Genomic DNA, 22,117 nt, shown 5'->3' with positions numbered 1-22,117 from the left:
ACAGGTGATTGCCGCCGCGGAGCAAGCCCCGCAGCCTCTTCATCTGGCGATGTAGAGAAGTGGTGCCTCTATACGCGGGGTGGCGCTGCTCCGCAAGCGGGAGCAACCTTCGTTTAGTACGCTGCGTTAGCGCAGGGATTTCCGGGAGAAGATCATGATTCGCAAAACGCTGTTCGCCGCTGGGTTGCTGTCCGCCACGCTGCTCGCCTCGACCGCCTGTTCCGCGCAACCGGCAGCGGCGGGCAAGCCGTTCAAGGAGACGGTGGTCGCCGACTTCGATTCGCCCTGGGCGATGACGTTTCTGCCCGACAAGCGTATGCTGGTGACCGAGAAGAAGGGGCAGATGCTGCTCGTCTCCGCCGACGGCAAGTCGCGCCAGACGGTCGCGACCATCACGGTCGATTCGGCCGGGCAGGGCGGGCTGATGGACGTCGTCCTCGCCCCCGATTTCGCGACTAGCAACCGCGTCTATTTCAGCTATTCGACCGCAGGCGAGGGCGGCAAGGGCGTCGTCCTCGCGCGCGGGCGCCTGCGTCCGAACGGCGGTGGCGGCGAGCGTCTCGGCGAGATCGAGGTGATCTTCAGCGCCCGCCCGTTCGTCGAGGGCAACGGTCATTACTCCGGCCGTATCGCCTTCTCGCCCGACGGCAAATACCTGTTCTTCACCAACGGCGAGCGCCAGAAATTCACCCCCGCGCAGGACCCGAAGATGACGCTCGGCAAGGTCCTGCGTCTCACGCTCGACGGCAAGCCCGCCCCCGGCAACCCGCTCGTCGCAAAGGGCTTCGCCCCCGAAATCTGGAGCTACGGCCACCGCAACCTGCTCGGCATCGCGTTCGACGCGCAGGGTAATCTCTGGGAGCAGGAGATGGGGCCGAAAGGCGGCGACGAGGTCAATCTGATCAAGCCCGGCCTCAACTATGGCTGGCCCAACGCCTCGAACGGCAGCAACTACGACGGTACCGACATCCCCGATCACAAGCCCGGCGATGGCTACGAGCCGCCCAAGGTGTTCTGGAACCCGGTGATATCCCCCGGCGGCCTGATGATCTATTTCGGCACGATGTTCCCGCAGTGGAAGGGCGACGCGTTCATCGGCGGCCTGTCCTCGAAGTCGCTGGTCCGCGTCGACCTGAACGGCACCAACGCGGCAAAAGGCGACCAATGGGACATGGGGGCAAGAATCCGCGAAGTAGAACAAGGCCCCGACGGCGCGATCTGGCTCCTGGAAGACGGCGGCGACTCGCAAGGCCGCCTGCTAAAACTGACCGCGAAGTAGGCCTAATTCCCCTCCCGCTTGCGGGAGGGGTCAGGGGAGGGCGCGACATACGTACTGGCGTCCGGTTAATGAGGCACGCCCCTCCCCCGACCCCTCCCGCAAGCGGAAGGGGAGCAGAAGTCAGTCGCGCACGATCAAATAATTCATCCGCGCGGCCGCAATCGGCTTCTCCCGCTCGTCCTGCCAAGCGGTCGCCTCGACATTGGCTACCCGCGTCCCCAACCGAGTCACCGCGCCCGCCGCCCGCGTAGGCTTGTCCCGACCACCCCGCATAAAATCGACCGTGACATTCACCGGCTTGATCCGCGCGTCGGAGCCATCGGGACCTTCAGCCTCCAACGCATGCTGCAAAGCCGCGATCGCCGCCATCTCCAGCAACCCCGAGATCGCCCCCCCATGCAAGAACCCCGGCCGCCCGAGCACGTCATCCGCAAACGGCATCAGCAACACAGGCGGCGCGCCGTCCACGGCTTCGACCGACACGCGGAGAATCTCCGCATAGGGAGGCAAGCCGATCGTCACGCCTCGATCCTTCTGTTGAGACCCATGCCGGCGACATCGCCCACTACCATGAACGTCCCCGCGACGTGCGCGAGCGGATCGCTCGGGTCGCCGTCATGCGCCTGCCCGCGGACGAACGCGATCGAGCGCGTGATCCGGTAGCATTCGCCACGCCCGATCACCGTCTTCCCCGGTGTCGCCGGCCGCAGATAATCCACCCGCAGGTCGAGCGTCGCATGCGGCACGAACGCATTGCGCTTGATCCAGATCGCCAGGCTCGTCGCCATGTCCATCATCGTGATGATCGGCCCCGACGCGATCACGCCGCTTGCCGGATCGCCGATCAGCCGTTCGTCATAGGGCAGCGCAAGCTCCGCCCAGTCGTCGCCATGCGCGTGATAGCGCATCCCCAGCGCGGCGCCGTGCCCGCCGAACCCGCGCGTCGCAAACCATTGTGGATCAAAACCAGCCATTGCCCGCCTCTACACGCCGGGTGGCCGCGCGCAACGTTGCGGGCGGGTCCAGGTGCGGTTAGCGTCCGTGCAAAGATCGAGAGGATCGCCAGAATGAACGACCGGGTCACAATAAGCGTCGCCGACGGCATCGCCGACGTCCGCCTCAACCGCGCCGACAAGATGAACGCGATCGACCCCGCGATGTTCGAAGGCATCGCCGCCGCGATCGACCGGCTCAAGGGGATGACCGAAGTCCGTTGCGTCGTCCTGTCGGGCGAAGGCAAGGCGTTCTGCGCCGGCCTCGACATGGCCTCGATGGCGAACGGTGGCTCGGGCTTGGCACTGGGCGACCGGACCGACGAGGGTGCCAACCTCGTCCAGCAGGTCGCGTGGGGCTGGCGGACTTTGCCGATGCCGGTGATCGCCGCAGTCCACGGCGTCGCGTTCGGCGGCGGGTTCCAGATCATGTCCGGCGCCGACATCCGCATCGCGCATCCGGGCGCTCGCTTCGCAATCCGCGAGACCTATTGGGGTCTGGTGCCGGACATGGCCGGAATCGCCCTCTGGCGCACGCTGGCCCGCGACGACGTGCTGCGCGAACTGACCTACACCGCACGCGAGTTCGACGGTGCGGAAGCGTTGCGGCATGGCTTCGTCACGCGCCTGTCCGAAGACCCGCTCGGCGAAGCGATGATGCTCGCCCGCGAGATTGCAGCGAGGAACCCCCACGCGATCCAGGGCTCGAAGCGCCTCTACAACCTCGCCGCCGACGCCGACGCGACCGCGATCCTCCACGCCGAAACCGAAGAACAGCTAAAGGTCATCCGCACGCCCAACCAGATTGAACAGGTCCGCGCCAACATGGAAAAGCGCGCCGCGGTTTTCGAGGACTGAGTTCCTCCGTCGTCCGCACGAGAGTAACCCGTATCCGTCATCCTGACGAAAGTCAGGATCCAGGGTACCACGCACCGTCCTGAGTAATCCTGGATCCTGACTTTCGTCAGGATGACGGGCAGGGGGCGATTATCGCAAGACGCCACCCCACTTCCAACCACCCCGGCGAAGGCCGGGGCCCAATAGGCAAGGCCAATGTAACGGATCTCCGTCCTCCATCAGCACCGTCTCCCAGTTGGGCCCCGGCCTCCGCCGGGGTGGTACACCAAACGGGGGGCACATTGAGGTGGGACGAGCCCCCTACTTCACCTTGTCATACGGCGTGAAATCCCGAAACCGGCAATACCCCGACGGGATCGACATACCCGCCGACACCGTCCGGAACCGGTCGTTCCGGCACAACTGCCCGCCATAAACATCGACGATCAGCGTATCGAACGGCCGCAGCGAGGGACATTCCCCAACCGGCCCGGTCTTCCAGACCCGCTTGCCAGATTGCCGGTACAGGATCGTCTGCGAATCGACGATCTCCGGCCCGTTGAGCTGTTGAAGATCGATGCACCGCACCGGCGCTCCCGCAGTGCGCCCCGCTAGCGGGTCCGATCGGCCGGCGAGAAAAGGCAGCGCCAAGGCCGCGAGGAGCACCGCGCGCATCATGGCTTCCGATACGGCACGAAGTCGCCGAAGCTGCAGCTCCCGGTCGGAAAGCGCGATGTCTGGTCGAACGTCTGCGCGATATCGCCGCGGCAAAGTTGCCCGCTCGGCGTCCGCGTCACCAGGATATCGCCGCGCGCGATCCCCTCGCACCCTCCGACGGTATCGCTGCGATACACCAGCCCTTTATTCACCCGGTACAGGATCGTCGCGCCGTAGCCCGAACTCTGCTTTTGCGGAAACTGGTTGATGCACGTCTCGGGTTTGCCCGGCACCAGCCCGGCGAGTTCCTTCGCCAGCTTCTCCTGCACACCCGCCGCGCGCACCTGCGCGCGCTCGACATCCGCCTGGGTCTGCGTACACGCGCCAAGCAGTAGAGCCGGCAGCATCAACAGTGGCAGGGTCCGCATCCGCATCGCAACGCTCCTCAAAATCCCCGCCGCCCTCATACGCCTTTTACCCGCGAAAATTATCCTTCGCCGCACGATACGCGGCAAGCTGCTCGACAGATGTCGCCCGCAAGAACGGATTGGTCGCGCGCTCGAGCCCGATCGTCGTCGGTACCGTGGGCTCACCCTCGGCGCGCGCCGCATCGACCTCGACCATACGCGCGACGATGTCGGCATTGTCCGGCTCGGCGACCAGCGCATAGCGCCCGTTGCTCTGCGTATATTCATGCCCGCAGAACACTTCGGTCTCGTCCGGCAGCACCGCATAGCGCTGCATGTTCGCGAACATGTCGGCCGGCGTCCCCTCGAACAGCCGGCCACAGCCCATCGCGAACAGCGTGTCCCCGGTGAAGATCGCCGCGTCGTCGTCAAAGTGGAACGCGATATGCCCCTGCGTGTGCCCCGGCACCGTCATCACGGTCGCCTCGTGCGCACCCAGCCGGACGACATCGCCTTCGCCAACCTGCTCGTCGAGCGTCGGTATCTTGTCCGCCTCCGCCGCCGGGCCGACGATCGTCGCGCCATACGCCTTCATCTCGGCATTGCCGCCGGTATGATCGGGATGCCAGTGCGTCGTCCACACCCGGTCGATCCGCCAGTCGCGCATCTTGGCCGCGGCGATCACCGGCCCCGCCTCGCCCGGATCGACCACCACCGTCTCGCCCGAGACGGTGTCGTGGATCAACCAGGCATAATTGTCGGAAAGCACCGGCACGCGGACGATATCGAGCATCAGCGTGTCACCACTTGCCGGTGTTCGGCATCGACGCCCACGGCTCGGCGGGATCGAGCGCGCCGTTCGCCTGCAACAGCTCGATCGAGATGTTGTCGGGGGTCCGGACGAACGCCATGTGGCCGTCGCGCGGTGGCCGGTTGATCGTCACGCCGGCATCGTGGAGCCGCTGGCAGGTGTCGTAGATATTGTCGACGCGGTAGGCGAGATGCCCGAAATTACGCCCCTCGCCATAGACTTCCGGATCCCAATTGTGCGTCAGCTCGACCTCGGCGCCCTCGTCGCCCGGCACCGACAGGAAGATCAGCGTGAACCGACCCTTCTCGTTCTCCATGCGCCGGACCTCCTTCAGCCCGAGCAGTTCGAAGAACGCGATGGTCTTCGCCGGGTCGCTCACGCGGATCATCGTGTGGAGGTATTTCATGCTTGCTCCGAGGGTTGTTCGGAGAAGCAGATAGGGATGGGGGGAGTGGGGGGAAAGGGCCGCAAGTGATGGAGGGCATAAAGCCACCACCCCGGCGAAGGCCGGGGCCCAGGTGGGGGACGTTGCTAATTGAGGACGGCGCTTCGTTACAACCACCTTTCCAACTGGGCCCCGGCCTCCGCCGGGGTGGTGGCGCTAGCGGCCGATCGGAGCGCCGCTGTTCGGAGCGCTGGGCCGAGGAGCGCTGCCTCCCGTATCGAACTGCCGCAACGCCGTGACCGCACTCCGCCCCACCGGCGTATCCGGCGCCAGCCGCGCCGCCTGTCCCCAGGCTTCCCGCGCCGCGGTCTCGTCGCCGGCCATCGCCGCGATATTCCCCGCCTCGAGCTGCACCGAAGCATCGTCCGCCGATCGCTTCAGCGCCTCGCCGATGTCCTTCTTCGCCCGCACCGGGTTCCCCTCGCGCCGCGCCAGCGTCGCCGACAACAGCCACGCCAGCGGATCGTCCGCTGCATTGGTCAGCGCCAGATCGATATCGGTCCGCGCCGATTCCAGATCGCCGGTCGCCACCAGCGCGCGCGCATGATCGAGCTGCGCCTCACCCAGCGGCAATCCGGTCAATGTCCCCGCCGTCAGCGCCGAATCCAGCGCTGTGCGCGCCTTGGCTGGCTGCGCGGCGGCAAGCCATGCATTCCCGGCCTGCGCCCAATAATTTCCCGACCGAGTGTCCTTGGCGATCTGCGCTTCGCGCGCCGCGTCCTCGAACTCGCCGGCCGCCGACGGCCAGTTCTTCTCGGCCGCAAACGCGATCCCCGCACATTCCCGTGCGAAATACCGGCCCCCCGAAATTCGCCAGCGCCCCGCTTCCGCGTGCGCCGCGGCCGGATCGGTGCCCGCCAGCGCGATGCACCGACGGAAGCGACCCTCCTGGACGTCTGCCGGACCGGCCTGCGGCACACTCGCCTTGGCGGAGGGCCCTTGTATCGGGGCGACGGCGAGAAGCAGGGTAAGGATCATAGCGCGGCGATCACATCTTCGACCGCCCGGATGATGAGGGAAATGTCGCTATCGCGCGACAGGCGGTGGTCGCCGTCCTTGACCAGCCATGTCTGCACATCGGCTGAACGCAACAACTCGGCCAACCGCGCGGTCCGCTGCCACGGCACGTCCGGATCGCGCTGGCCCTGGACCAGTCGGACCGGACCATCGAACGCGATCTCGCCGAACATCAGCCGGTTCGCCTCGCCCGACGACCAGAAGGCGCGGGTGTAGACAGTCGGCTCCGGGCCATAGGGGTTCTTCCGCTCGATCCGCCCGTTGCTCAGCAACGCCATCTTCTCGTCGGTGGTGAAGCCCCAGTCGGTGAAGTCGGGCGCGGGCGCAACGCCGACCAGTCCCTTGACCAGGTCAGGGCGCATCTTCGCCGCGAGCAGCATCAGCCAACCGCCCATCGACGATCCGACGAGGATCGCGGACTCCTCCACCAGCGCATCGATCATCGCCAGCACGTCGTCGCGCCAGTCGACCAGGGTCTGGTCCTCGAACGCGCCCTCGCTTTGCCCGCAGCCGCCATAGTCGAACCGCAGGAACGCACGGCCCTCGGACTTGGCCCAGGCCTCCAGCGTCACCGCCTTGGTCCCCATCATGTCCGACGCATAGCCCGACAGGAACACGATCGTCGGCCCGGTACCGGGGCTGTGGTGATAGGCGAGGCGAGGGCGCTCCTTGGCAGGGGGCGTCTCGGCGGCGGTGGCGGTGGCGGGGGCGATATCGGTCATGCCGCCATCCTTAGCCGCGCGTCACGGACGGAGAAAGTCGTCCAATGCAGCCTGGAACGCGACAGGCTGATCGAGCATCACGAAATGCGCCGCATCGCCGATATCGACGAAGGTGACGTGCGGCGCAGTGGCGTAGGCCTTCCGATAGAGCGCGTCGGCCGCGGGCTTGGTCGGGCCCACCGTGTTCCACGGATAGACCAGCGTGATCGGCGCCGCGATCGACGCGATGGCGGGACGCAGGTCGGTGGTCAGATCCTCGTACATCGCCTGCGCCGAGACGCGCGCATCCGCCTTGGCCGCCCAGTCGGCAACGGTCGTGCGCGAGGCGGGCTTCAGCGCCATGCGCGCGGCAAGCGCTTCGTTCGCCGCCACGTTTGCCGGCTTGCCATACGCGGCGGCCATGCCCGCGCGCATCGCCTTGGCCTGCGGTTCGAGTGCCGCCACGGTGGCACCAGGCGCAAAGATTTCGCCGATATAGGGGAGCGAATCGACGATCATCAGCTTGCCGACCACATCCGGGTGCGTCTTGGCCAGCATCAGCGCGACCAGACCGCCCATCGAATGCCCGACGATGGCGGGCTTGCCGAGCTTCGACTGGGTGATCAGCGTGTGAAGATCGGCGACGATCCCGTCGAGGATACCGGGCGACAGGTTCGCGCGCGGATCGTCCCCGCCGAAGCCGTTGACCTGCACGACATACACTTGATGCGTCTTGGCGAGCGTCGGCACCACGCCGTCCCACACCGCGCGCGGCGAGGAGAGGCCGGGAATGAGGATCACCGGCGTGCCCTTGTCGACCTTCTGAACTGAGCCTGCTGTCCGAACGGAGATGTGGGGCATCGTCGTTTCGACCGAAGCATGCGCCGTGCCGGGGGCAGCCTGCGCATGGCTCGCGCCCGGATGCAGGACGATCATAAGCGTGACGGCGGTGGCGGCAAGGCGCGTTTTGAGATGCGAGATCATGTCACAGGCTCCTTCGACGGGCTGGTGAAGATATCCTCGATGGCGAGGTCGAACAGTTCGGCGATCTTGAATGCGAGCGGCAGCGACGGATCGTAGCGTCCCGTCTCGATCGCATTGACGCTCTGCCGCGAGACTTCGAGGCGCTCGGCCAAGTCGCCCTGGCTCCAGTCGCGCTCGGCACGCAAAACTTTCAAGCGGTTCTTCATGCTTCGCGGCGCATCGTGGTGATATTATAGCCCCAGCCGATCCACAGCCCGGCGAACCACAGCACTGCCGCGTAATAAGCGGGGATGTGCGGTACCAGCCCGAAGCCTTCGAGAAATCCCCATGCGGTCATGACGCTCAGCATGAACCCGCTCGCGACCAGCGACTGGCGGATCATTAGCATACGCAGATATTCGTCGGTCTCCTCGACGATGTAGCGGCCGAGCACGAGGAAGATGCCGATCAGCGGGAGGGCCGGCAGCAGCGCCGCGACATAGGCGATCGGTCCGTGCACCGAGCCATGTACGAACAGATAGATCGTCGCGAACAACAAGGCTGCGTAGACGAGACTGAGTAGCATGACGCGGCGGTTGTAACGGCGGATGGCGGGATTCGTGAGCATGGAAAGCGTCCTTTCGAATCAGTAAAGGAGGCTTGTCATTGCAGACGTATAGAGTCAATGACGCTTTACAAGTGATCTCGATCCTCCCCCGCCAGGGGGAGGTGGCACCGAAGGTGACGGAGGGGGAGGACACGGAACCGAGGTTGGCGCTGGCCTCCCCATCCGTCTGGCAAGCGCCAGCCACCTCCCCCTGGCGGGGGAGGATCGATGAGACGACCTCGCGCCTCGCGTCAGATGATGAATTCGACCGTCTTCATCTGCGTCTGATCCGCCGCGACCGCGCCGCGCTTCTCGACCATCTGGCGGTGCAATTCGGCGACCGTGTCGCTGCCGCGCGTCTTGCACAGCGCCGGCACGAAAGCATGGACCAGCGCGCCGAGCCCGCCCTTGATCATCGTCAGCCCGAAGCGTCCGGCGACGCCGAAATGCTCGGCATAGCTCTCGCCGACGGTGGCGGGGTGGTCGAGGAACAGGCGGCGAAACATCGGCAGTCTCCTGCTTGCTCTATATCAGGCGGCGGCCAAGGCGTCGACCATGCCCGCCGCCAGCACGCTCAGCGAGTCGTCTCGTGCGCCCATCACGACGATCCGGTCGCCCGGCCGTGCCTCGGCCACCAGCGCGGCGGCCGCCTCCGCACGGTCGGCGATGTGCCGCGCGTCGCGACCGCCCTCGACGATCTGCGCGACGATGTCGGCGCTAGTGACTTCCCGCGCGACCGTCCCGCCATAATAGGCGGGGTCGGGGAGCACGAGCACATCGTCCTCCGCCATCCGCTCGACGAACGTGGCGACGAGTTCGCGGCCCATCACCTTCAGCGGGCCATAGCCATGCGGCTGGAAGAACAGCAGCAGCCGGCCGGGAAACGCGTGTAGCGTGTCGAGTGTCGCGGCGATCTTGTCCGGGTTGTGCCCGAAATCGTCGATCACCGCGACCCCGCCGGCCTCGCCGACCAGATCGAAGCGTCGCCGCAGGCCCGTGAACCCCGCGATCGCCTTCACCGCATCGGCCAGCGACACATCCGCCGCCATCACTGCCCCGATCGCGGCGAGCGCGTTCGACACGTTATGCCGACCCGGCACTGCCAGCTTCACCGGCGTCCGCACGCCGCGCGACACGAGATCGAAGCGGATCGCGAACGGTTCGGGCTTGAGGTTTTCGGCACGTAGATCGGCCGAAGCGTCGATCGCGAACGTCGTGACCTGGCCGCGCGGCAGGCGTGCAGCGAGCGCGGCGGCGTCGGGATCGTTCGCATTCACCACCGCCGTCTCGGCCTTCGCGATGAAGTCCCCGAACAGCAGGCGCAGTTCCTCCAACGACTTGTGGTCGAGGCTGACGTTGTTGAGCACCGCGATCTTCGGCGCATAGCCCGCGATCGAGCCGTCGCTCTCGTCGACCTCGCTGACGAACGCCTCTCCCTCTCCGACCAACGCGCTGGCGAACGGCGCGTCCGGCGTGGCGAAGTTCTTCATCACCGCGCCGTTCATCACGGTCGGATCGCGTCCTACGGCGTGCAGGATCCAGCCGATCATGCCCGTGACAGTCGACTTCCCGCTCGTCCCGGCGACGCCGATCGGCAACCGGCTGTCGTTGAACAGCGACGCCAGCATCGCCGCACGGGTCGAGCGGGTGCAGCCGAGCGCGTCTGCTGCGATCATGTCGGGCACGGTGGCCTCGATCGCGGCGGAAGCGATCACCAACTGGTCCGCCGAGACGATCCCGCTGCCATCCTGTGGGAACAGCGCGACGCCCTTTGCCGCGAGGTCGTCGAACTTGGCGGGCACGCGGCCCTGGTCGAGATTGCGGTCCGAACCCGCGACGGTCGCGCCGCGGCCCGCGAGGATCATCGCGAGCGGCATCATGCCGGATCCGCCGATGCCGACGAAGAAACAGGGTTTGCTGATATCCATGCCGCCGCGATATGGGCGGTTTGGTAACGGGGCAAGGTCGGGAACACGAACAATGCGCATCGGTGTCCTCGCCGCGTCGAGCCGGACCAATCCCGCGGCGATCGCCAAGATCACCGCCTATGCGGCGACCGCGTTCCCGAAGGTCGAACTCGTCTTCCACCCGCAATGCCTGGAGACCGACGGCCACTTCGCCGGCTCCGACTTTCGCCGCGCGGCGGCGTTCCTCGAATACGCCAACGATCCGGCATTCGACGCGCTCTGGTTCCTGCGCGGCGGCTACGGCGCCAACCGCATCCTCGCGATGGTCATGCCCGAACTCGGCCGCGCGGCGCGTCACAAGACGTATCTCGGCTATTCCGACGTCGGCTTCCTGCTCGGCGCGCTCTATGCCCGCAGGATTGGCCGGCCGGTCCACGGGCCGATGGTCAGCGACATCAACCGCCACGACGGCGAGGCGACGGTAGCGCGGTCGCTCGGCTGGATGGTGCGAGGCGATCGCGAGGGACTTGAGCCTGGGCTGGATGGGCGTCCTTCAGCGGCGTTCAACCTCAGCATCCTGACCTCGCTGATCGGCACACCGTGGCTGCCCGATCTCGCCGATCACGTCCTGATCGTCGAGGAGGTGTCGGAGCCGATGTACGCGATCGACCGCATGCTCTTCAAAGTCGCCAACGCCACGCAGTTGAAGGGTGTCGCGGGGTTGCGGCTCGGCGCGGTGACCGCGGTGCAGGAGAACGATCCGCCATGGGGCGAAACGCTGGATTACATGATGGTCCGCTGGTCGCGTGACATGGGCGTGCCGTATCTCGGGCGGGCGGAGATCGGCCACACGCAGGCGAACCGCGTGGTGCCGTTCGGGGTGGTTTGAGAGGGTCTGGCTAGCGGGGGCTGCGAGGGCAGCGAGGAAGTCCCGTCCGTGCCCGGCTTCGACCGTCATCCCCCCGACCGTCAACCCCGCCCGACCGTCCCACCCCCTCTACCGTCACCCCAGCGAAAGCTGGGGTATCCCCGTTGGCGTATGTCGCGGCTCGAACCGGGAGATCCCAGCTTTCGCTGGGATGACGGAGGGGCTGAGCGAGAACGCCGAGCGCTGGCGTTTCACCTCGCCGTCGGATCGATCACCTGCATCCCCCCGAACCGCACCTTCGGCTGCCCCGGCACCGTATAGCTCTCCGCCGCCTGCTCCACAGCCCAGGCGCGCAGATTCGCCACCACCTCCACTCGCTGCAAGCGATCCCGCTCGCGCATGAACACGACCAGATCCTCGCGCCGGTTGCAGTCGCGCGTGTCCGCCGTCGCGCACGGCGAATACAGGATCGCCAGCGCCACGATCCTGCCGGCGGGGTCGAGCACCGCCGCGCCCTTCTCCGGGCAGCTGTGCGCGCGACACGCGGTGAAGCGGTACAGGCTCCCGATCCGCGTCGGTTCGTCGGGTGGCCCGTGCAGCACCTCGATCTGCTGATCCGCGACGTCGCCGTTTGCATACAGATACGACGCCTTGCGCTTGCCGATGAACCGCCGGATCGCAGCCGTGAACGCCGGCGTCACGATCAGCTGGTTCGTATCCCGACACGCCGCCAACCGCGTCGGCGCGCATGTTGCAGCAGGACCCGCAGCAGCGGACAGCATCATCACCAGACCCAGCATCGCACTCTCCCAAAGCGCCCAGCCACTCCCCAATCCGGCGCATGTCCGTCTGGAGTAGCCCTGTGCGCGTATCGTCTTATATACACGCCGTGCGCGGATCGGTCCGCGCGCGTCACCCTGAGAGAAAGTCTCCCATGTCCGCAATGTTCCGAATCACGCTGCCCGACGGTTCCGTCCGCGAGGTTGCGCCCGGGACTACCCCCGCGGATGTCGCCGCGGCGATCGGCCCCGGCCTCGCCAAGGCCGCGCTCGCCGCACGGATCGACGGTCAGGTGCGCGATCTCAACCGGCCGTTCGAAGGGGACACGCAGCTTGCCCTCGTCACCGCGCGCGACGAGGCCGACGCGCTCGAACTCGTCCGCCACGATCTCGCACACGTCATGGCGGAGGCGGTCCAGCACCTGTTCCCCGGCACGCAGATCACGTTTGGTCCTGCGACCGATGACGGCTTCTATTACGACTTCGCACCGAAGGACCGCCCGTTCACCGACGAGGACCTCCCCGCGATCGAGGCCGAGATGCGCGCGATCATCGCCCGCAACGAGCCGTTCGTGCGCGAGGTCTGGTCGCGCCAGCAGCTGATCGACCGCTGGACGCAGCAGGGCGAGAGCTTCAAGGCCGAATGGGCCGCCGAACTGCCCGAGGGCGAGGAACTGACGATCTATCGTCAGGGCGAGTGGCTCGACATGTGCCGCGGGCCGCACATGGCCTCGACCGGCAAGCTCGACCCCGCCGCGTTCAAGCTAACGCGCGTGAGCGGTGCGTATTGGCGCGGCGACCAGAAGAACGCGATGCTCAGCCGCATCTACGGCACCGGCTGGCTCAACAAGAAGCAGCTCGACCAGCACCTCTTCCGCCTCGAGGAAGCCGCCAAGCGCGATCATCGGAAAATCGGCGCGGAGATGGACCTGTTCCACCTCCAGTCCGAGGCGCAGGGGTCGGTGTTCTGGCATCCCAACGGCTTCGTGCTGTGGCGCCAGCTCGAGGCGTATATGCGTCGTCGCCTCGACGCCGCCGATTATGCCGAGGTGAAGACCCCGCAGCTGATGGACGCCAAGCAGTGGGAACAGTCTGGCCACTGGGGCAAGTACCGCGAGAACATGTTCGTGGTGCCGGACGAGATTCCGAATGCCGAGGACGAGGGCGCAATCCTGTCGGGCAAGGGCGACCTGATGGCGCTGAAACCGATGAACTGCCCCGCGCACGTCCTGATCTTCAAGCAGGGGATCAAGTCGTACCGCGACCTGCCGATCCGGATGGCCGAGTTCGGCTGCTGCCACCGCAACGAGCCGCATGGCGCGCTGCACGGCATCATGCGCGTCCGCCAGTTCACGCAGGACGACGCGCACATCTTCGTCCGCGAGGACCAACTCGTCGAGGAGGTGCGCAAATTCTGCGAGCTGCTCGACAGCGTCTACAAGCATCTCGGCTTCGAGGATTATGCGGTGAAGCTCGCGCTGCGCCCCGACAATCGGTTCGGCGACGACGCGATGTGGGACAAGGCCGAGGCCGAACTGCGCGAGGCGGTCATGCAGTCGGGTCTTAGCGACACGATCAAGGCGAACTTCGAGGAATTGCCGGGCGAGGGTGCCTTCTACGCGCCGAAGCTCGAATTTCACCTGACCGACGCGATCGGCCGGACGTGGCAGGTCGGCACGATCCAGTCGGACCGCGTGCTGCCCGAGCGACTCGACGCATCGTATGTCGGCGCGGACGGCGAGCGGCATCGTCCGGTGATGCTCCACCGCGCGATCCTCGGCACGTTCGAGCGCTTCCTGGGAATCCTGATCGAGCATCACGCCGGCCGCTTCCCGCTCTGGCTCGCACCGGTGCAGGCGGTCGTCGCGACGATCGTGTCGGATGCCGACGACTATGCGGTCGAGGTCGCGGCCAAGCTGAAGGCGGCCGGGATCCGCGTCGAAACCGATCTCCGTAACGAGAAGATCAACTACAAGGTGCGCGAGCACAGCCTCGCGAAGGTGCCGAACCTGCTGGTCGTCGGCAAGCGCGAGGCCGAGGAGGGCAAGGTCGCGCTGCGCACGCTCGGCAGCCAGGCTCAGACCATACTGACGCTCGACGAGGCGATCGCGCGTCTTGCGGACGAGGCCCGCGCACCCGATATGTGATCCAACGGGGCCGGCTTTCCGAGCGCGGGTTTCTGCGCTATACGCCGGCCCAAATATTGTCAGAAACTTCAGGAGCAAACCCCATACGTCCTCCCACGATGCGCCGGCCGATGCAGACGCCCGCAATGAACGGCCCGCGATTCAACGAATTCATCCAGAGCCAGAAGGTCCGCGTGATCGATCACGAGGGCGAGAATCTGGGCGTGATGTACACGCGCGAAGCGATCGAGCAGGCAGCCGAGCATGGCCTCGACCTGGTCGAAGTGTCGCCTAACGCTGATCCGCCCGTCGCCAAGTTCCTCGATGTCGGCAAGTTCAAGTACGAGGCGCAGAAGAAGGCGAACCTCGCACGCAAGTCGCAGAAGACGCAGGAGATCAAGGAGATCAAGATGCGTCCGAATATCGACGACCACGACTACGACACGAAGATGAAGAAGGTGAACGACTTCATAGGCGAGGGCGACAAGGTCAAGATTACGCTGCGGTTCCGCGGTCGCGAGCTCAGCCATGGCCAGCTCGGCATGAACCTGTTGAAGCGCGTTCAGGACGACGTCGCGGAGATCGCCAAGATCGAGGCGTACCCGCGCATGGAAGGTCGCCAGATGCTGATGGTGCTCGCACCGAAGTAAGGCTGCAACGCCACCGATCAGGGTGCGCAGGCTATGAGGCCGGTTCGACAGGGGTCGGACCGGCCTTTTTCGTGTCTGCATCGCTCCCGGACATCCGGGCGGTAGCGGAAGCGCCACTCAGCCCCTAGATTCCAGTCGATGTCCGCTCCCAATTCCCCCGACCGTTTCAACGAAGACAAATCCACCTTCGCCGTCCGCGGCGGCGGGGAGGCGCCCGATCTCGCGGCGGGCGTGGCCGCGATCCGCAACGTGCTCGACACGCTGCCGATCCGCCCCGGCGTCTACCGCATGCAGGATGCACGCGGCGACGTGCTGTACGTCGGCAAGGCGCGCGCGCTGCGGAACCGCGTCGCCAACTACGTCCAGGTCGAGCGGCTGACCAAGCGCCTTCAGCGGATGGTGTCGCAGACCCGGTCGATGACGATCGTCACGACCAACAACGAGGCCGAAGCGCTGCTGCTCGAATCGCAGCTTATCAAGCGGTATCGCCCCGCGTACAACGTGTTGCTGCGCGACGATAAGAGCTTCCCGTTCATCCTCCTGCGCGACGACCATGCCTTCCCGCGCGTCCAGAAACACCGCGGCGCGCGGCGCGCGAAGGGCAATTACTACGGCCCGTTCGCCAGCGCCGGGTCGGTCAACAACACGCTCAACGCGCTCCAGAAGCTGTTCCTCCTGCGCAGTTGCACCGACAGCTTCTTCAAGACCCGCGACCGGCCGTGCCTGTTGTATCAGATCAAGCGCTGCTCCGCGCCGTGCGTCGGCCGAATTGACGAGGCCGCGTACCGGGAACTGACCGAGGATGCGAAGGCGTTCCTCGGCGGCAAGTCGACCGGCGTGCAGGCCAAGCTCGGCGCGCAGATGCAGGCCGCCGCGGAGAACATGGACTTCGAACTCGCGGCTTTGCTCCGCGATCGTCTCCGCGCGCTCACCTTCATCCAGGGCACGCAGGCGATCAACGCGGAGGGCGTGGGCGACGCCGACATCTTCGCGATGGCGTGCAAGGACGGGCTGATCGGCATCCAGGCGTTCTTCATCCGCGGCGGCCAGAACTGGGGGCATCGCAGCTTCTTTCCGCAGCACACCAACGATGTCCCCGAGGATGAGGTGCTGACCAGCTTCCTTGGCCAGTTCTACGAGGACGTGCCGCCGCCCAAGCAGATCCTGCTCGACCGCGAATTGCCGGAGGGCGCGCTGCTGGTCGAGGCGTTGGGCGAACGCGCCGGCTACAAGGTCGCGATCCAGGTCCCGCAGCGCGGCGATCGCCGCCGCCTGATGGACCAGGCCACGCGCAACGCGGTCGAGGCGATCGAGCGCCGCCAGGCCGAATCGACGACGCAGGCGAAACTCTTGCGCGAAGTCGCCGACCTGTTCGATCTCCCGGAGCCGCCGCAGCGGATCGAGATCTACGACAACAGCCATATCCAGGGCACCGCGGCGACCGGCGCAATGGTCGTTGCCGGGCCTGAGGGCTTTCGGAAAGGCCAGTATCGAAAGTTCAACATCAAGAACAAGGATACCGCGCCGGGCGACGATTTCGCGATGATGCGCGAGGTCTTCACCCGCCGCTTCTCGCGCGCGCAGGCCGAAGACCCCGATCGTGACTCAGGCGACTGGCCGGATCTGGTGCTCATCGACGGCGGCAAGGGCCAGCTCAATACGGTCAAGGCCGCGCTCGAGGAGATCGGCGTCGAGGACGTGTGCCTGGTCGGCATCGCCAAGGGGCCCGAGCACGGCCGCGACGGCCGCGAGGTGTTCCACATGCTCGACGGCCGCGAGTTCCAGCTCCCCGTCAACGCGCCGGTCCTGTTCTACCTCCAGCGCCTCCGCGACGAGGTCCACCGCTTCGCGATCGGTGTCCACCGCGACAAGCGGAGCAAGGCGATCGGCGCCAGCCCGCTCGACGAGGTCCCCGGTATCGGTCCGGCGCGGAAGAAGGCGTTGCTGATGCACTTCGGCACCGGCCGCGCGGTCCGCAATGCCAGCTTGCAGGATCTGCAACAGGCGCCCGGCGTGTCCGCTGGCGTCGCGCAACAGGTGTATGATTTCTACCATTCGCGCTGATCGGTGGCCGTCGGCGACGCTCGCGGCCTGCGATCGTAAGGAAACGAAACCCGATCTTCATTATCCTCGGATAGAGAGGGCGCAGTGACCACGCCCGTCTTCCTGACTATTGATACGGAGTTCGCGTGGCGGCATCACGTCGCCGGGCTCGATTGCGACGCGATTTACGCGCGGTCGCTTGAGCCGGCCGGCGTCGGGCTTGCCTATCAACTGGGCGAACTCGCGCGGCACGATCTGAAAGCGTGTTTCTTTGTCGATCCGATGCCCGGCATCACCTTCGGCCTGGCTCCCATTCGTCGCATGATCGAGACGATCCTAGACGCGGGGCAGGAGGTCCAGCTTCACCTTCACCCCAACTGGACGACCGCGAAAGCCGGTGACCGGGGTGTCGCGCACGACCGGTTCTCGCTGTTCGACTATAGCCTGGCCGAGCAGACCGATCTGCTCATGCGCGCCACCGAACTGCTGGTCGAGGCAGGAGCGCCGCATCCGATCGCCTTCCGCGCCGGCAGCTATGCCGCCAATGACGACACGTTGACCGCGCTCGCGGCACTCGGGTTCAGCTACGACAGCAGCCATAACGGCTCGGAAGCCCCGGGAATGAGCCGCATCTCGCTGCCTGCGCAGCAGATCTCCCCGGTCCGCCGTTCGCAGGACAAGGGCGTGATCGAAGTACCCGTCACCGTGATCGAGGATCGGCGCGACAAGATCCGCACCTTCCAGCTCTGCGCGCTGTCGGCTGGCGAGACCTATGACGCGCTGGAGCATGCCGCGGTGTCGGGGCATGCGGTGGTGACGATCGTCAGCCACGGCTTCGAACTGGCGAACCGGAGCGGCACGCGGCCCAACGCGGTCCATGTGCGGCGTTTCACGGCGTTGTGCGGAATGCTGTCGGAGATGCGCGAAGTGTTGCCGACGCATCATTTCGCGGATCGCCCGCCGCTCGCGCTCGACCGCGCGGATACGCCGCTCGCGCCCGATCAGTTGCGGACCCGCTGGCGGCAGGCCGAACAGCTCTGGTCGAACTGGGTCGAGGAACGGCCGCGATCGCGCGGGCTGTAGTGGCGGACGATGCGGTTCGACGCCTGCCGCTGAAGTTCCAGATCGGCGCGCGGACCCTCGCGACCATTCCCCGGCGCCTTGTGCGCGTGTCGTTTTCGCTCGATGCCGTGCTCGCGCCGATAGCACCGATCCTGCCGCCGCTGCCCGACGATGCCGATGGATATCTGGTGACGTCGTTGCCCGAACTGATGCTCGCCGGTCTCGATCGCCACGGCCTGCTCGCGTTCGTTCGGCAGCACTATGTGCGGTATCATATCGATCTTGCGGCGGGGGAGGCGGCGTGGCTCGCGGGATTGTCCGGCAGCGCAAGGTCGGGGATCAAGCGCAAGGCAAAGAAGCTCGCCGCAGCGAATGGCGGCGTGCTCGATATCCGGCGCTATCACGATGTAGCGGCGTTCGCCGACTTCCACCCGCTCGCCCGCGCGGTGTCGGCGACGACGTATCAGGAGAAGCTGCTCGGATCGGGACTGCCCGACGATACGGCTTCGGTGCGCCATCTCGTATCGCTCGCGGCGCAGGACAGGGTGCGTGCTTGGCTGGCGTTCATTGCAGGCGTGCCGGTTGCGTATCTGTGCTGCACCGCCGATGGCCAATCGCTGTGTTACACCTATGTCGGGCATGATCCGGCGCAGAACGACCTGTCGCCGGGCTCGGTTTTGCAGGTCGAGGCGATGCGCGCGCTGTTCGCGGAGAAGCGGTTCGCACGGTTCGACTTCACCGAGGGGGAAGGCCAGCACAAGCGACAATTCTCGACCGGGGGGACGGCGTGCGTCGATGTGCTGCTGTTGCGGCCAACGCTGGCGAACCGCGTGACGGTGATGGCGTTGCGCGGGTTCGATAGTGCGATTGCGATGGCCAAACGCGCCGCAACGCATCCGGCGTTGGCCACGCTCGCAAAGAAGATCCGCCGCTGATCGTCTCCCCATCCTGAGGGAAAGAGGGGTGGAGACCTTTTTACACTCTCCCATGCGGAGCGGGGTATAGGACCAGCATGCACCTCCGCGCAGCCGCCATCGTCGTCGCCGTCCGCCAACACGGCGAGCACGGCGCGATCGTGCGCGCGCTCACCCGGAACGATGGCATCCAGCCCGGCTACGTCCGCGGCGGGCGATCGCGCGCGATGCGCCCGGTGCTGTTGCAGGCGAACGTCATCCAGGGTGAATGGCGGGCGCGCACCGGCGAGCAGCTCGCGTCGCTAACGGCTGAACTGATCCACAGCCGCGCGCAGATGCATGGCGAACCGCTCGGCGCCGGCGCGCTCGAATGGACCACCGCGCTGACGGCGGCGGCGCTGCCCGAAGCGCAACCCTATCCGCAGATCCACGATGCGCTGGAGGGCGTACTCGGCGCGATCGAGGCAGCACCATCGGCGCGCGGCTGGGCGGCGGCGCTGGTCCGGTACGAATTATTGGTGCTCGCCGAACTCGGCTTCGGCCTTGATCTCGACCGCTGCGTCGCGAGCGGAATCGAAGAGGATCTCGGCTTCGTCAGTCCAAAGAGCGGCGCGGCCGTCTCGCGTGGGGCGGCGTTCGGCTATGAGGCCAAGCTGCTCAGATTGCCGCCCTTCCTTCTCACCGGTGGCGAAGCGGTTTGGCCGGATATCTTCGACGGCCTGCGGTTGACCGGCCATTTCCTGGCGCGCGACATCCTCGTCGACCGTCGCGCCGATCCGTTGGCGGCGCGCGACCGGCTGGTCGACCGTCTCAAAAGGGCGGTTGCGTGAGCGTGCCTCGCCCGGCAAGGGCCGCGCAGGAGGAACGCACATGCCCTTGATCGCGATACTGGCCGGCGACGGCATCGGACCCGAAGTCACCGCGGAAGCGCGGCGGGTGCTCGATACGCTCGGCCTCGACCTCACCTACGAAGAGGGTCTCGTCGGCGGCGCCGCGTACAAGGCCGTAGGCCATCCGCTTCCCGCCGAGACGCTCGACCTCGCCCGCCGTGCCGATGCGATCCTGTTCGGGGCGGTCGGCGATCCCGACTGCGATGCGCTCGAACGCCAGTTCCGCCCCGAGCAAGCCATTCTCGGCCTGCGCAAGGAGCTCGGGCTGTTCGCCAATTTGCGCCCGGCCAAGCTGTTCGCCGGCCTTGAGGACGCCTCCGCGCTTCGCCCCGAGATCGCCCGGTCGATCGACATGGTCATCGTCCGCGAACTGACCGGCGACGTGTATTTCGGCGCCAAGGGCATCCGCACCACCGCCGATGGCCTGCGCGAAGGCCATGACGAGATGCGCTACGACGAGGCCGAGATCGCGCGCATCGCCCGCGTCGGTTTCGAGACTGCACGGACCCGGAAGGGCAAGCTGCTATCGGTCGACAAGGCCAACGTGCTGGAGACCTCGCAGCTGTGGCGCGACGTCGTGATCGAGGTCTCGGCTGACTATCCCGATATCGAACTCAGCCACATGTACGTCGACAACGCGGCGATGCAGATGGTGCGCAACCCCGGCCAGTTCGACGTGATCGTCACAGGCAATCTGTTCGGCGACATCCTGTCCGACGAGGCGTCGATGTGCGCAGGCTCGATCGGCATGCTGCCGTCCGCCGCGCTGAACGACTCTAACAAGGGCATGTACGAGCCGATTCATGGGAGCGCACCCGATATCGCCGGGCAGGGCAAGGCCAATCCGTGCGCGGCGATCCTGTCCGCGGCGATGATGCTGCGCCACTCGCTCGATCTGCCCGAAGTGGCCGACCGGATCGAGGCAGCGGTCGCCGCGGCGATCCTCAAGGGCGCGCGCACGCCTGACCTCGGCGGCACGCTGTCGACCTCGGCGATGGGCGACGCCGTTCTCGCCGAACTCGGCTGAGCCTGTGATCGCCGACCTTCTCGAACTTGCGATCGTCATCCCGACGTTCAACGAGAAGGCCAACGTCCCGACGTTGATCGCCAAGCTCGATCAGGCGCTGGCCGGGCGTAACTGGGAGGCGATCTTCGTCGACGACGACAGTCCCGACGGCACCGCCGACGCCGCGCGCGAGATCGCCCGCCTCGACAAGCGGGTGCGCGTGATTCAGCGGATCGGTCGACGCGGGCTGTCGTCGGCGTGCATCGAGGGGATGTGCGCGACGGCGGCGCCGGTCGTCGCGGTGATCGACGGAGACCTCCAGCACGACGAGACGTTGCTGCCGGCGATGCTCGACCTGTTGAAGGACAGCGAGACCGACGTAGCGATCGGCTCGCGCTTCGTCAGCGGCGGCTGCACGGGCGAGTGGGACAGCGACCGCGTCGCCAAGTCGGCGCTCGCCACCCGGATGTCGCGCCGCGTGCTGAAATGCGATCTCAACGATCCGATGAGCGGCTTCTTCATGATCCGCACCGACATCGTCCGCCGCCTCGCGCCGTCGCTGTCCGCGATCGGCTTCAAGATCCTGCTCGACCTGCTCACCGCCTCGCCCACGCCGCTGCGCTTCGTCGAAGTGCCCTACACCTTCCGCTGCCGCACCGAGGGCGAAAGCAAGCTCGATCACGTCGTCGCGATGGAATATCTGATCGCGATCTACGACCGGATGTTCGGGCGGGTTGTGCCGGTGCGGTTCGCGATGTTCTCGGCGATCGGCGTGCTCGGCGTCGGCATCCACATGGCGGTGCTGACCGCGTTGTTCGTCGGGTTCGGCACGCACTTCCTGGTTGGCGAGATCGTCGCGACGCTTGCCGCGCTCACGTTCAACTTCTTCCTCAACAACGCGCTGACCTATCGCGACCGGCGCTTGAAGGGCTGGCGGCAACTGGTCGATGGCTGGGTGTCGTTCGCGGTGATCTGCTCGGTCGGCGCGGTCGCCAACGTCGGCATCGCCGCGTTCCTGTACGAGATGCGCGACGGCGCCTGGGCGGCATCGGCGCTGATTGGCGTGCTGGTCGGTGCGGTCTGGAACTACGCGCTGTCCTCGAAATTCACCTGGGGGCGGTACTGAGCGAGGCACTCGGCCCGCTCTCTTCGCACC

The 22,117-nt window shown here is 66.4% G+C and carries 25 protein-coding genes; 11 read left to right on the top strand and 14 right to left on the bottom strand.

Features of this window, described 5'->3' with window-relative positions:
- Nucleotides 1–154 precede the first annotated feature (154 nt).
- Nucleotides 155–1,279, top strand: coding sequence for a PQQ-dependent sugar dehydrogenase (locus U1763_RS07175; protein ID WP_332754675.1), 1,125 nt, complete (start codon nucleotides 155–157; stop codon nucleotides 1,277–1,279).
- Nucleotides 1,280–1,399: 120 nt separating this feature from the next.
- Here the strand turns inward: U1763_RS07175 and U1763_RS07170 are convergent, their stop codons facing one another.
- The gene (locus tag U1763_RS07170; RefSeq protein WP_332754967.1) at nucleotides 1,400–1,795 is read right to left on the bottom strand and encodes a PaaI family thioesterase; all 396 of its coding nucleotides are present in this window, start codon (nucleotides 1,793–1,795) and stop codon (nucleotides 1,400–1,402) included.
- A 2-nt stretch (nucleotides 1,796–1,797) separates the two neighbouring features.
- Nucleotides 1,798–2,253 carry a PaaI family thioesterase gene (locus tag U1763_RS07165; protein WP_132735829.1) on the bottom strand — a complete coding sequence of 152 codons (456 nt, stop codon included), beginning with the start codon at nucleotides 2,251–2,253 and terminating at the stop codon, nucleotides 1,798–1,800.
- 93 nt (nucleotides 2,254–2,346) lie between these two features.
- Here U1763_RS07165 and U1763_RS07160 point away from each other — a divergent pair, with 93 nt between their 5' ends.
- On the top strand, nucleotides 2,347–3,129 hold the full coding sequence (locus U1763_RS07160) for a crotonase/enoyl-CoA hydratase family protein (protein ID WP_332754674.1): 783 nt from the start codon (nucleotides 2,347–2,349) through the stop codon (nucleotides 3,127–3,129).
- 300 nt (nucleotides 3,130–3,429) lie between these two features.
- On the opposite strand, the gene U1763_RS07155 is transcribed toward U1763_RS07160, so the two are convergent.
- The 11 genes from U1763_RS07155 to U1763_RS07105 all read right to left on the bottom strand — a co-directional run bounded on the left by U1763_RS07155 (nucleotide 3,430) and on the right by U1763_RS07105 (nucleotide 10,644).
- Nucleotides 3,430–3,783 carry a hypothetical protein gene (locus U1763_RS07155; protein WP_332754673.1) on the bottom strand — a complete coding sequence of 118 codons (354 nt, stop codon included), beginning with the start codon at nucleotides 3,781–3,783 and terminating at the stop codon, nucleotides 3,430–3,432.
- On the bottom strand, nucleotides 3,783–4,199 hold the full coding sequence (locus tag U1763_RS07150; protein ID WP_332754672.1) for a hypothetical protein: 417 nt from the start codon (nucleotides 4,197–4,199) through the stop codon (nucleotides 3,783–3,785). The genes U1763_RS07155 and U1763_RS07150 overlap by 1 nt, the downstream gene beginning before the upstream one ends.
- Nucleotides 4,200–4,239: 40 nt before the next feature.
- Nucleotides 4,240–4,965: a hydroxyacylglutathione hydrolase gene (gene gloB / locus U1763_RS07145; RefSeq protein ID WP_332754671.1), complete on the bottom strand. Its 726-nt coding sequence runs from the start codon at nucleotides 4,963–4,965 to the stop codon at nucleotides 4,240–4,242.
- Nucleotides 4,966–4,972: 7 nt separating this feature from the next.
- Nucleotides 4,973–5,389, bottom strand: a complete 417-nt coding sequence (locus U1763_RS07140) for a VOC family protein (RefSeq protein ID WP_332754670.1) — start codon at nucleotides 5,387–5,389, stop codon at nucleotides 4,973–4,975.
- Nucleotides 5,390–5,584: 195 nt separating this feature from the next.
- Nucleotides 5,585–6,406 carry a tetratricopeptide repeat protein gene (locus tag U1763_RS07135; protein ID WP_332754669.1) on the bottom strand — a complete coding sequence of 274 codons (822 nt, stop codon included), beginning with the start codon at nucleotides 6,404–6,406 and terminating at the stop codon, nucleotides 5,585–5,587.
- The gene (locus U1763_RS07130) at nucleotides 6,403–7,167 is read right to left on the bottom strand and encodes an alpha/beta fold hydrolase (RefSeq protein ID WP_332754668.1); all 765 of its coding nucleotides are present in this window, start codon (nucleotides 7,165–7,167) and stop codon (nucleotides 6,403–6,405) included. The genes U1763_RS07135 and U1763_RS07130 overlap by 4 nt, the downstream gene beginning before the upstream one ends.
- A 21-nt stretch (nucleotides 7,168–7,188) precedes the next feature.
- Nucleotides 7,189–8,130, bottom strand: coding sequence for an alpha/beta fold hydrolase (locus tag U1763_RS07125; protein ID WP_332754667.1), 942 nt, complete (start codon nucleotides 8,128–8,130; stop codon nucleotides 7,189–7,191).
- Nucleotides 8,127–8,336, bottom strand: a complete 210-nt coding sequence (locus U1763_RS07120) for a helix-turn-helix transcriptional regulator (RefSeq protein ID WP_132735806.1) — start codon at nucleotides 8,334–8,336, stop codon at nucleotides 8,127–8,129. Before U1763_RS07120 ends, U1763_RS07125 begins: the two co-directional genes overlap by 4 nt.
- On the bottom strand, nucleotides 8,333–8,737 hold the full coding sequence (locus U1763_RS07115; RefSeq protein ID WP_332754666.1) for a hypothetical protein: 405 nt from the start codon (nucleotides 8,735–8,737) through the stop codon (nucleotides 8,333–8,335). The genes U1763_RS07120 and U1763_RS07115 overlap by 4 nt, the downstream gene beginning before the upstream one ends.
- 230 nt (nucleotides 8,738–8,967) lie before the next feature.
- A complete protein-coding gene (locus U1763_RS07110) occupies nucleotides 8,968–9,222 on the bottom strand; it encodes a DUF6356 family protein (RefSeq protein WP_332754665.1) in 255 nt (84 codons plus the stop codon).
- A 24-nt stretch (nucleotides 9,223–9,246) separates the two neighbouring features.
- Nucleotides 9,247–10,644 (bottom strand): UDP-N-acetylmuramate--L-alanine ligase, encoded by a 1,398-nt coding sequence (locus U1763_RS07105; protein ID WP_332754664.1) that lies wholly within the window; start codon nucleotides 10,642–10,644, stop codon nucleotides 9,247–9,249.
- A gap of 52 nt (nucleotides 10,645–10,696) precedes the next feature.
- On the opposite strand from U1763_RS07105, the gene U1763_RS07100 reads away from it, so the two are divergent.
- Entirely contained in the window at nucleotides 10,697–11,512 is an 816-nt protein-coding gene (locus tag U1763_RS07100; RefSeq protein ID WP_332754663.1) for an LD-carboxypeptidase, read from the top strand.
- A gap of 230 nt (nucleotides 11,513–11,742) precedes the next feature.
- Here the strand turns inward: U1763_RS07100 and U1763_RS07095 are convergent, their stop codons facing one another.
- Nucleotides 11,743–12,291, bottom strand: a complete 549-nt coding sequence (locus U1763_RS07095) for a hypothetical protein (RefSeq protein ID WP_332754662.1) — start codon at nucleotides 12,289–12,291, stop codon at nucleotides 11,743–11,745.
- 134 nt (nucleotides 12,292–12,425) lie between these two features.
- Here U1763_RS07095 and thrS point away from each other — a divergent pair, with 134 nt between their 5' ends.
- From thrS to U1763_RS07055, 8 genes are all read left to right on the top strand, one after another.
- Complete coding sequence (gene thrS, locus U1763_RS07090; protein ID WP_332754661.1) at nucleotides 12,426–14,417, top strand: threonine--tRNA ligase; 1,992 nt, start codon at nucleotides 12,426–12,428, stop codon at nucleotides 14,415–14,417.
- A 98-nt stretch (nucleotides 14,418–14,515) separates the two neighbouring features.
- On the top strand, nucleotides 14,516–15,046 hold the full coding sequence (infC, locus tag U1763_RS07085; RefSeq protein WP_031396176.1) for a translation initiation factor IF-3: 531 nt from the start codon (nucleotides 14,516–14,518) through the stop codon (nucleotides 15,044–15,046).
- Nucleotides 15,047–15,184: 138 nt separating this feature from the next.
- Nucleotides 15,185–17,110 carry an excinuclease ABC subunit UvrC gene (gene uvrC, locus U1763_RS07080; RefSeq protein WP_132735786.1) on the top strand — a complete coding sequence of 642 codons (1,926 nt, stop codon included), beginning with the start codon at nucleotides 15,185–15,187 and terminating at the stop codon, nucleotides 17,108–17,110.
- Between the two features lie 84 nt (nucleotides 17,111–17,194).
- Nucleotides 17,195–18,172, top strand: a complete 978-nt coding sequence (locus tag U1763_RS07075) for a polysaccharide deacetylase family protein (RefSeq protein WP_132735783.1) — start codon at nucleotides 17,195–17,197, stop codon at nucleotides 18,170–18,172.
- A complete protein-coding gene (locus U1763_RS07070) occupies nucleotides 18,172–19,086 on the top strand; it encodes a GNAT family N-acetyltransferase (protein WP_332754660.1) in 915 nt (304 codons plus the stop codon). The genes U1763_RS07075 and U1763_RS07070 overlap by 1 nt, the downstream gene beginning before the upstream one ends.
- A gap of 77 nt (nucleotides 19,087–19,163) precedes the next feature.
- Nucleotides 19,164–19,895, top strand: a complete 732-nt coding sequence (gene recO / locus U1763_RS07065; protein WP_132735780.1) for a DNA repair protein RecO — start codon at nucleotides 19,164–19,166, stop codon at nucleotides 19,893–19,895.
- Between the two features lie 40 nt (nucleotides 19,896–19,935).
- On the top strand, nucleotides 19,936–20,982 hold the full coding sequence (gene leuB / locus U1763_RS07060) for a 3-isopropylmalate dehydrogenase (RefSeq protein ID WP_332754659.1): 1,047 nt from the start codon (nucleotides 19,936–19,938) through the stop codon (nucleotides 20,980–20,982).
- Between the two features lie 7 nt (nucleotides 20,983–20,989).
- Nucleotides 20,990–22,087: a glycosyltransferase family 2 protein gene (locus U1763_RS07055; protein WP_332754966.1), complete on the top strand. Its 1,098-nt coding sequence runs from the start codon at nucleotides 20,990–20,992 to the stop codon at nucleotides 22,085–22,087.
- Nucleotides 22,088–22,117 lie beyond the last annotated feature (30 nt).

Source organism: Sphingomonas sorbitolis (genome assembly GCF_036663875.1).
Taxonomy (GTDB): Bacteria; Pseudomonadota; Alphaproteobacteria; order Sphingomonadales; family Sphingomonadaceae; genus Sphingomonas.
The sequence above is the reverse complement of the archived record's forward strand: the minus strand, read 5'-3'. Positions and strand labels throughout refer to the sequence as shown.

Coding starts and splice junctions, on each gene's coding strand:
- leuB (WP_332754659.1), top strand. CDS start 19,936: ATGCCCTTGATCGCGATACTGGCCGGCGACGGCATCGGACCCGAAGTC.
- U1763_RS07155 (WP_332754673.1), bottom strand. CDS start 3,783: ATGCGCGCGGTGCTCCTCGCGGCCTTGGCGCTGCCTTTTCTCGCCGGC.
- U1763_RS07135 (WP_332754669.1), bottom strand. CDS start 6,406: ATGATCCTTACCCTGCTTCTCGCCGTCGCCCCGATACAAGGGCCCTCC.
- U1763_RS07165 (WP_132735829.1), bottom strand. CDS start 2,253: ATGGCTGGTTTTGATCCACAATGGTTTGCGACGCGCGGGTTCGGCGGG.
- gloB (WP_332754671.1), bottom strand. CDS start 4,965: ATGCTCGATATCGTCCGCGTGCCGGTGCTTTCCGACAATTATGCCTGG.
- U1763_RS07110 (WP_332754665.1), bottom strand. CDS start 9,222: ATGTTTCGCCGCCTGTTCCTCGACCACCCCGCCACCGTCGGCGAGAGC.
- U1763_RS07100 (WP_332754663.1), top strand. CDS start 10,697: ATGCGCATCGGTGTCCTCGCCGCGTCGAGCCGGACCAATCCCGCGGCG.
- U1763_RS07160 (WP_332754674.1), top strand. CDS start 2,347: ATGAACGACCGGGTCACAATAAGCGTCGCCGACGGCATCGCCGACGTC.
- U1763_RS07150 (WP_332754672.1), bottom strand. CDS start 4,199: ATGCGGATGCGGACCCTGCCACTGTTGATGCTGCCGGCTCTACTGCTT.
- U1763_RS07175 (WP_332754675.1), top strand. CDS start 155: ATGATTCGCAAAACGCTGTTCGCCGCTGGGTTGCTGTCCGCCACGCTG.
- U1763_RS07120 (WP_132735806.1), bottom strand. CDS start 8,336: ATGAAGAACCGCTTGAAAGTTTTGCGTGCCGAGCGCGACTGGAGCCAG.
- uvrC (WP_132735786.1), top strand. CDS start 15,185: ATGTCCGCTCCCAATTCCCCCGACCGTTTCAACGAAGACAAATCCACC.
- U1763_RS07095 (WP_332754662.1), bottom strand. CDS start 12,291: ATGCTGGGTCTGGTGATGATGCTGTCCGCTGCTGCGGGTCCTGCTGCA.
- U1763_RS07115 (WP_332754666.1), bottom strand. CDS start 8,737: ATGCTCACGAATCCCGCCATCCGCCGTTACAACCGCCGCGTCATGCTA.
- U1763_RS07140 (WP_332754670.1), bottom strand. CDS start 5,389: ATGAAATACCTCCACACGATGATCCGCGTGAGCGACCCGGCGAAGACC.
- U1763_RS07130 (WP_332754668.1), bottom strand. CDS start 7,167: ATGACCGATATCGCCCCCGCCACCGCCACCGCCGCCGAGACGCCCCCT.
- infC (WP_031396176.1), top strand. CDS start 14,516: ATGCGCCGGCCGATGCAGACGCCCGCAATGAACGGCCCGCGATTCAAC.
- recO (WP_132735780.1), top strand. CDS start 19,164: ATGCACCTCCGCGCAGCCGCCATCGTCGTCGCCGTCCGCCAACACGGC.
- thrS (WP_332754661.1), top strand. CDS start 12,426: ATGTCCGCAATGTTCCGAATCACGCTGCCCGACGGTTCCGTCCGCGAG.
- U1763_RS07125 (WP_332754667.1), bottom strand. CDS start 8,130: ATGATCTCGCATCTCAAAACGCGCCTTGCCGCCACCGCCGTCACGCTT.
- U1763_RS07105 (WP_332754664.1), bottom strand. CDS start 10,644: ATGGATATCAGCAAACCCTGTTTCTTCGTCGGCATCGGCGGATCCGGC.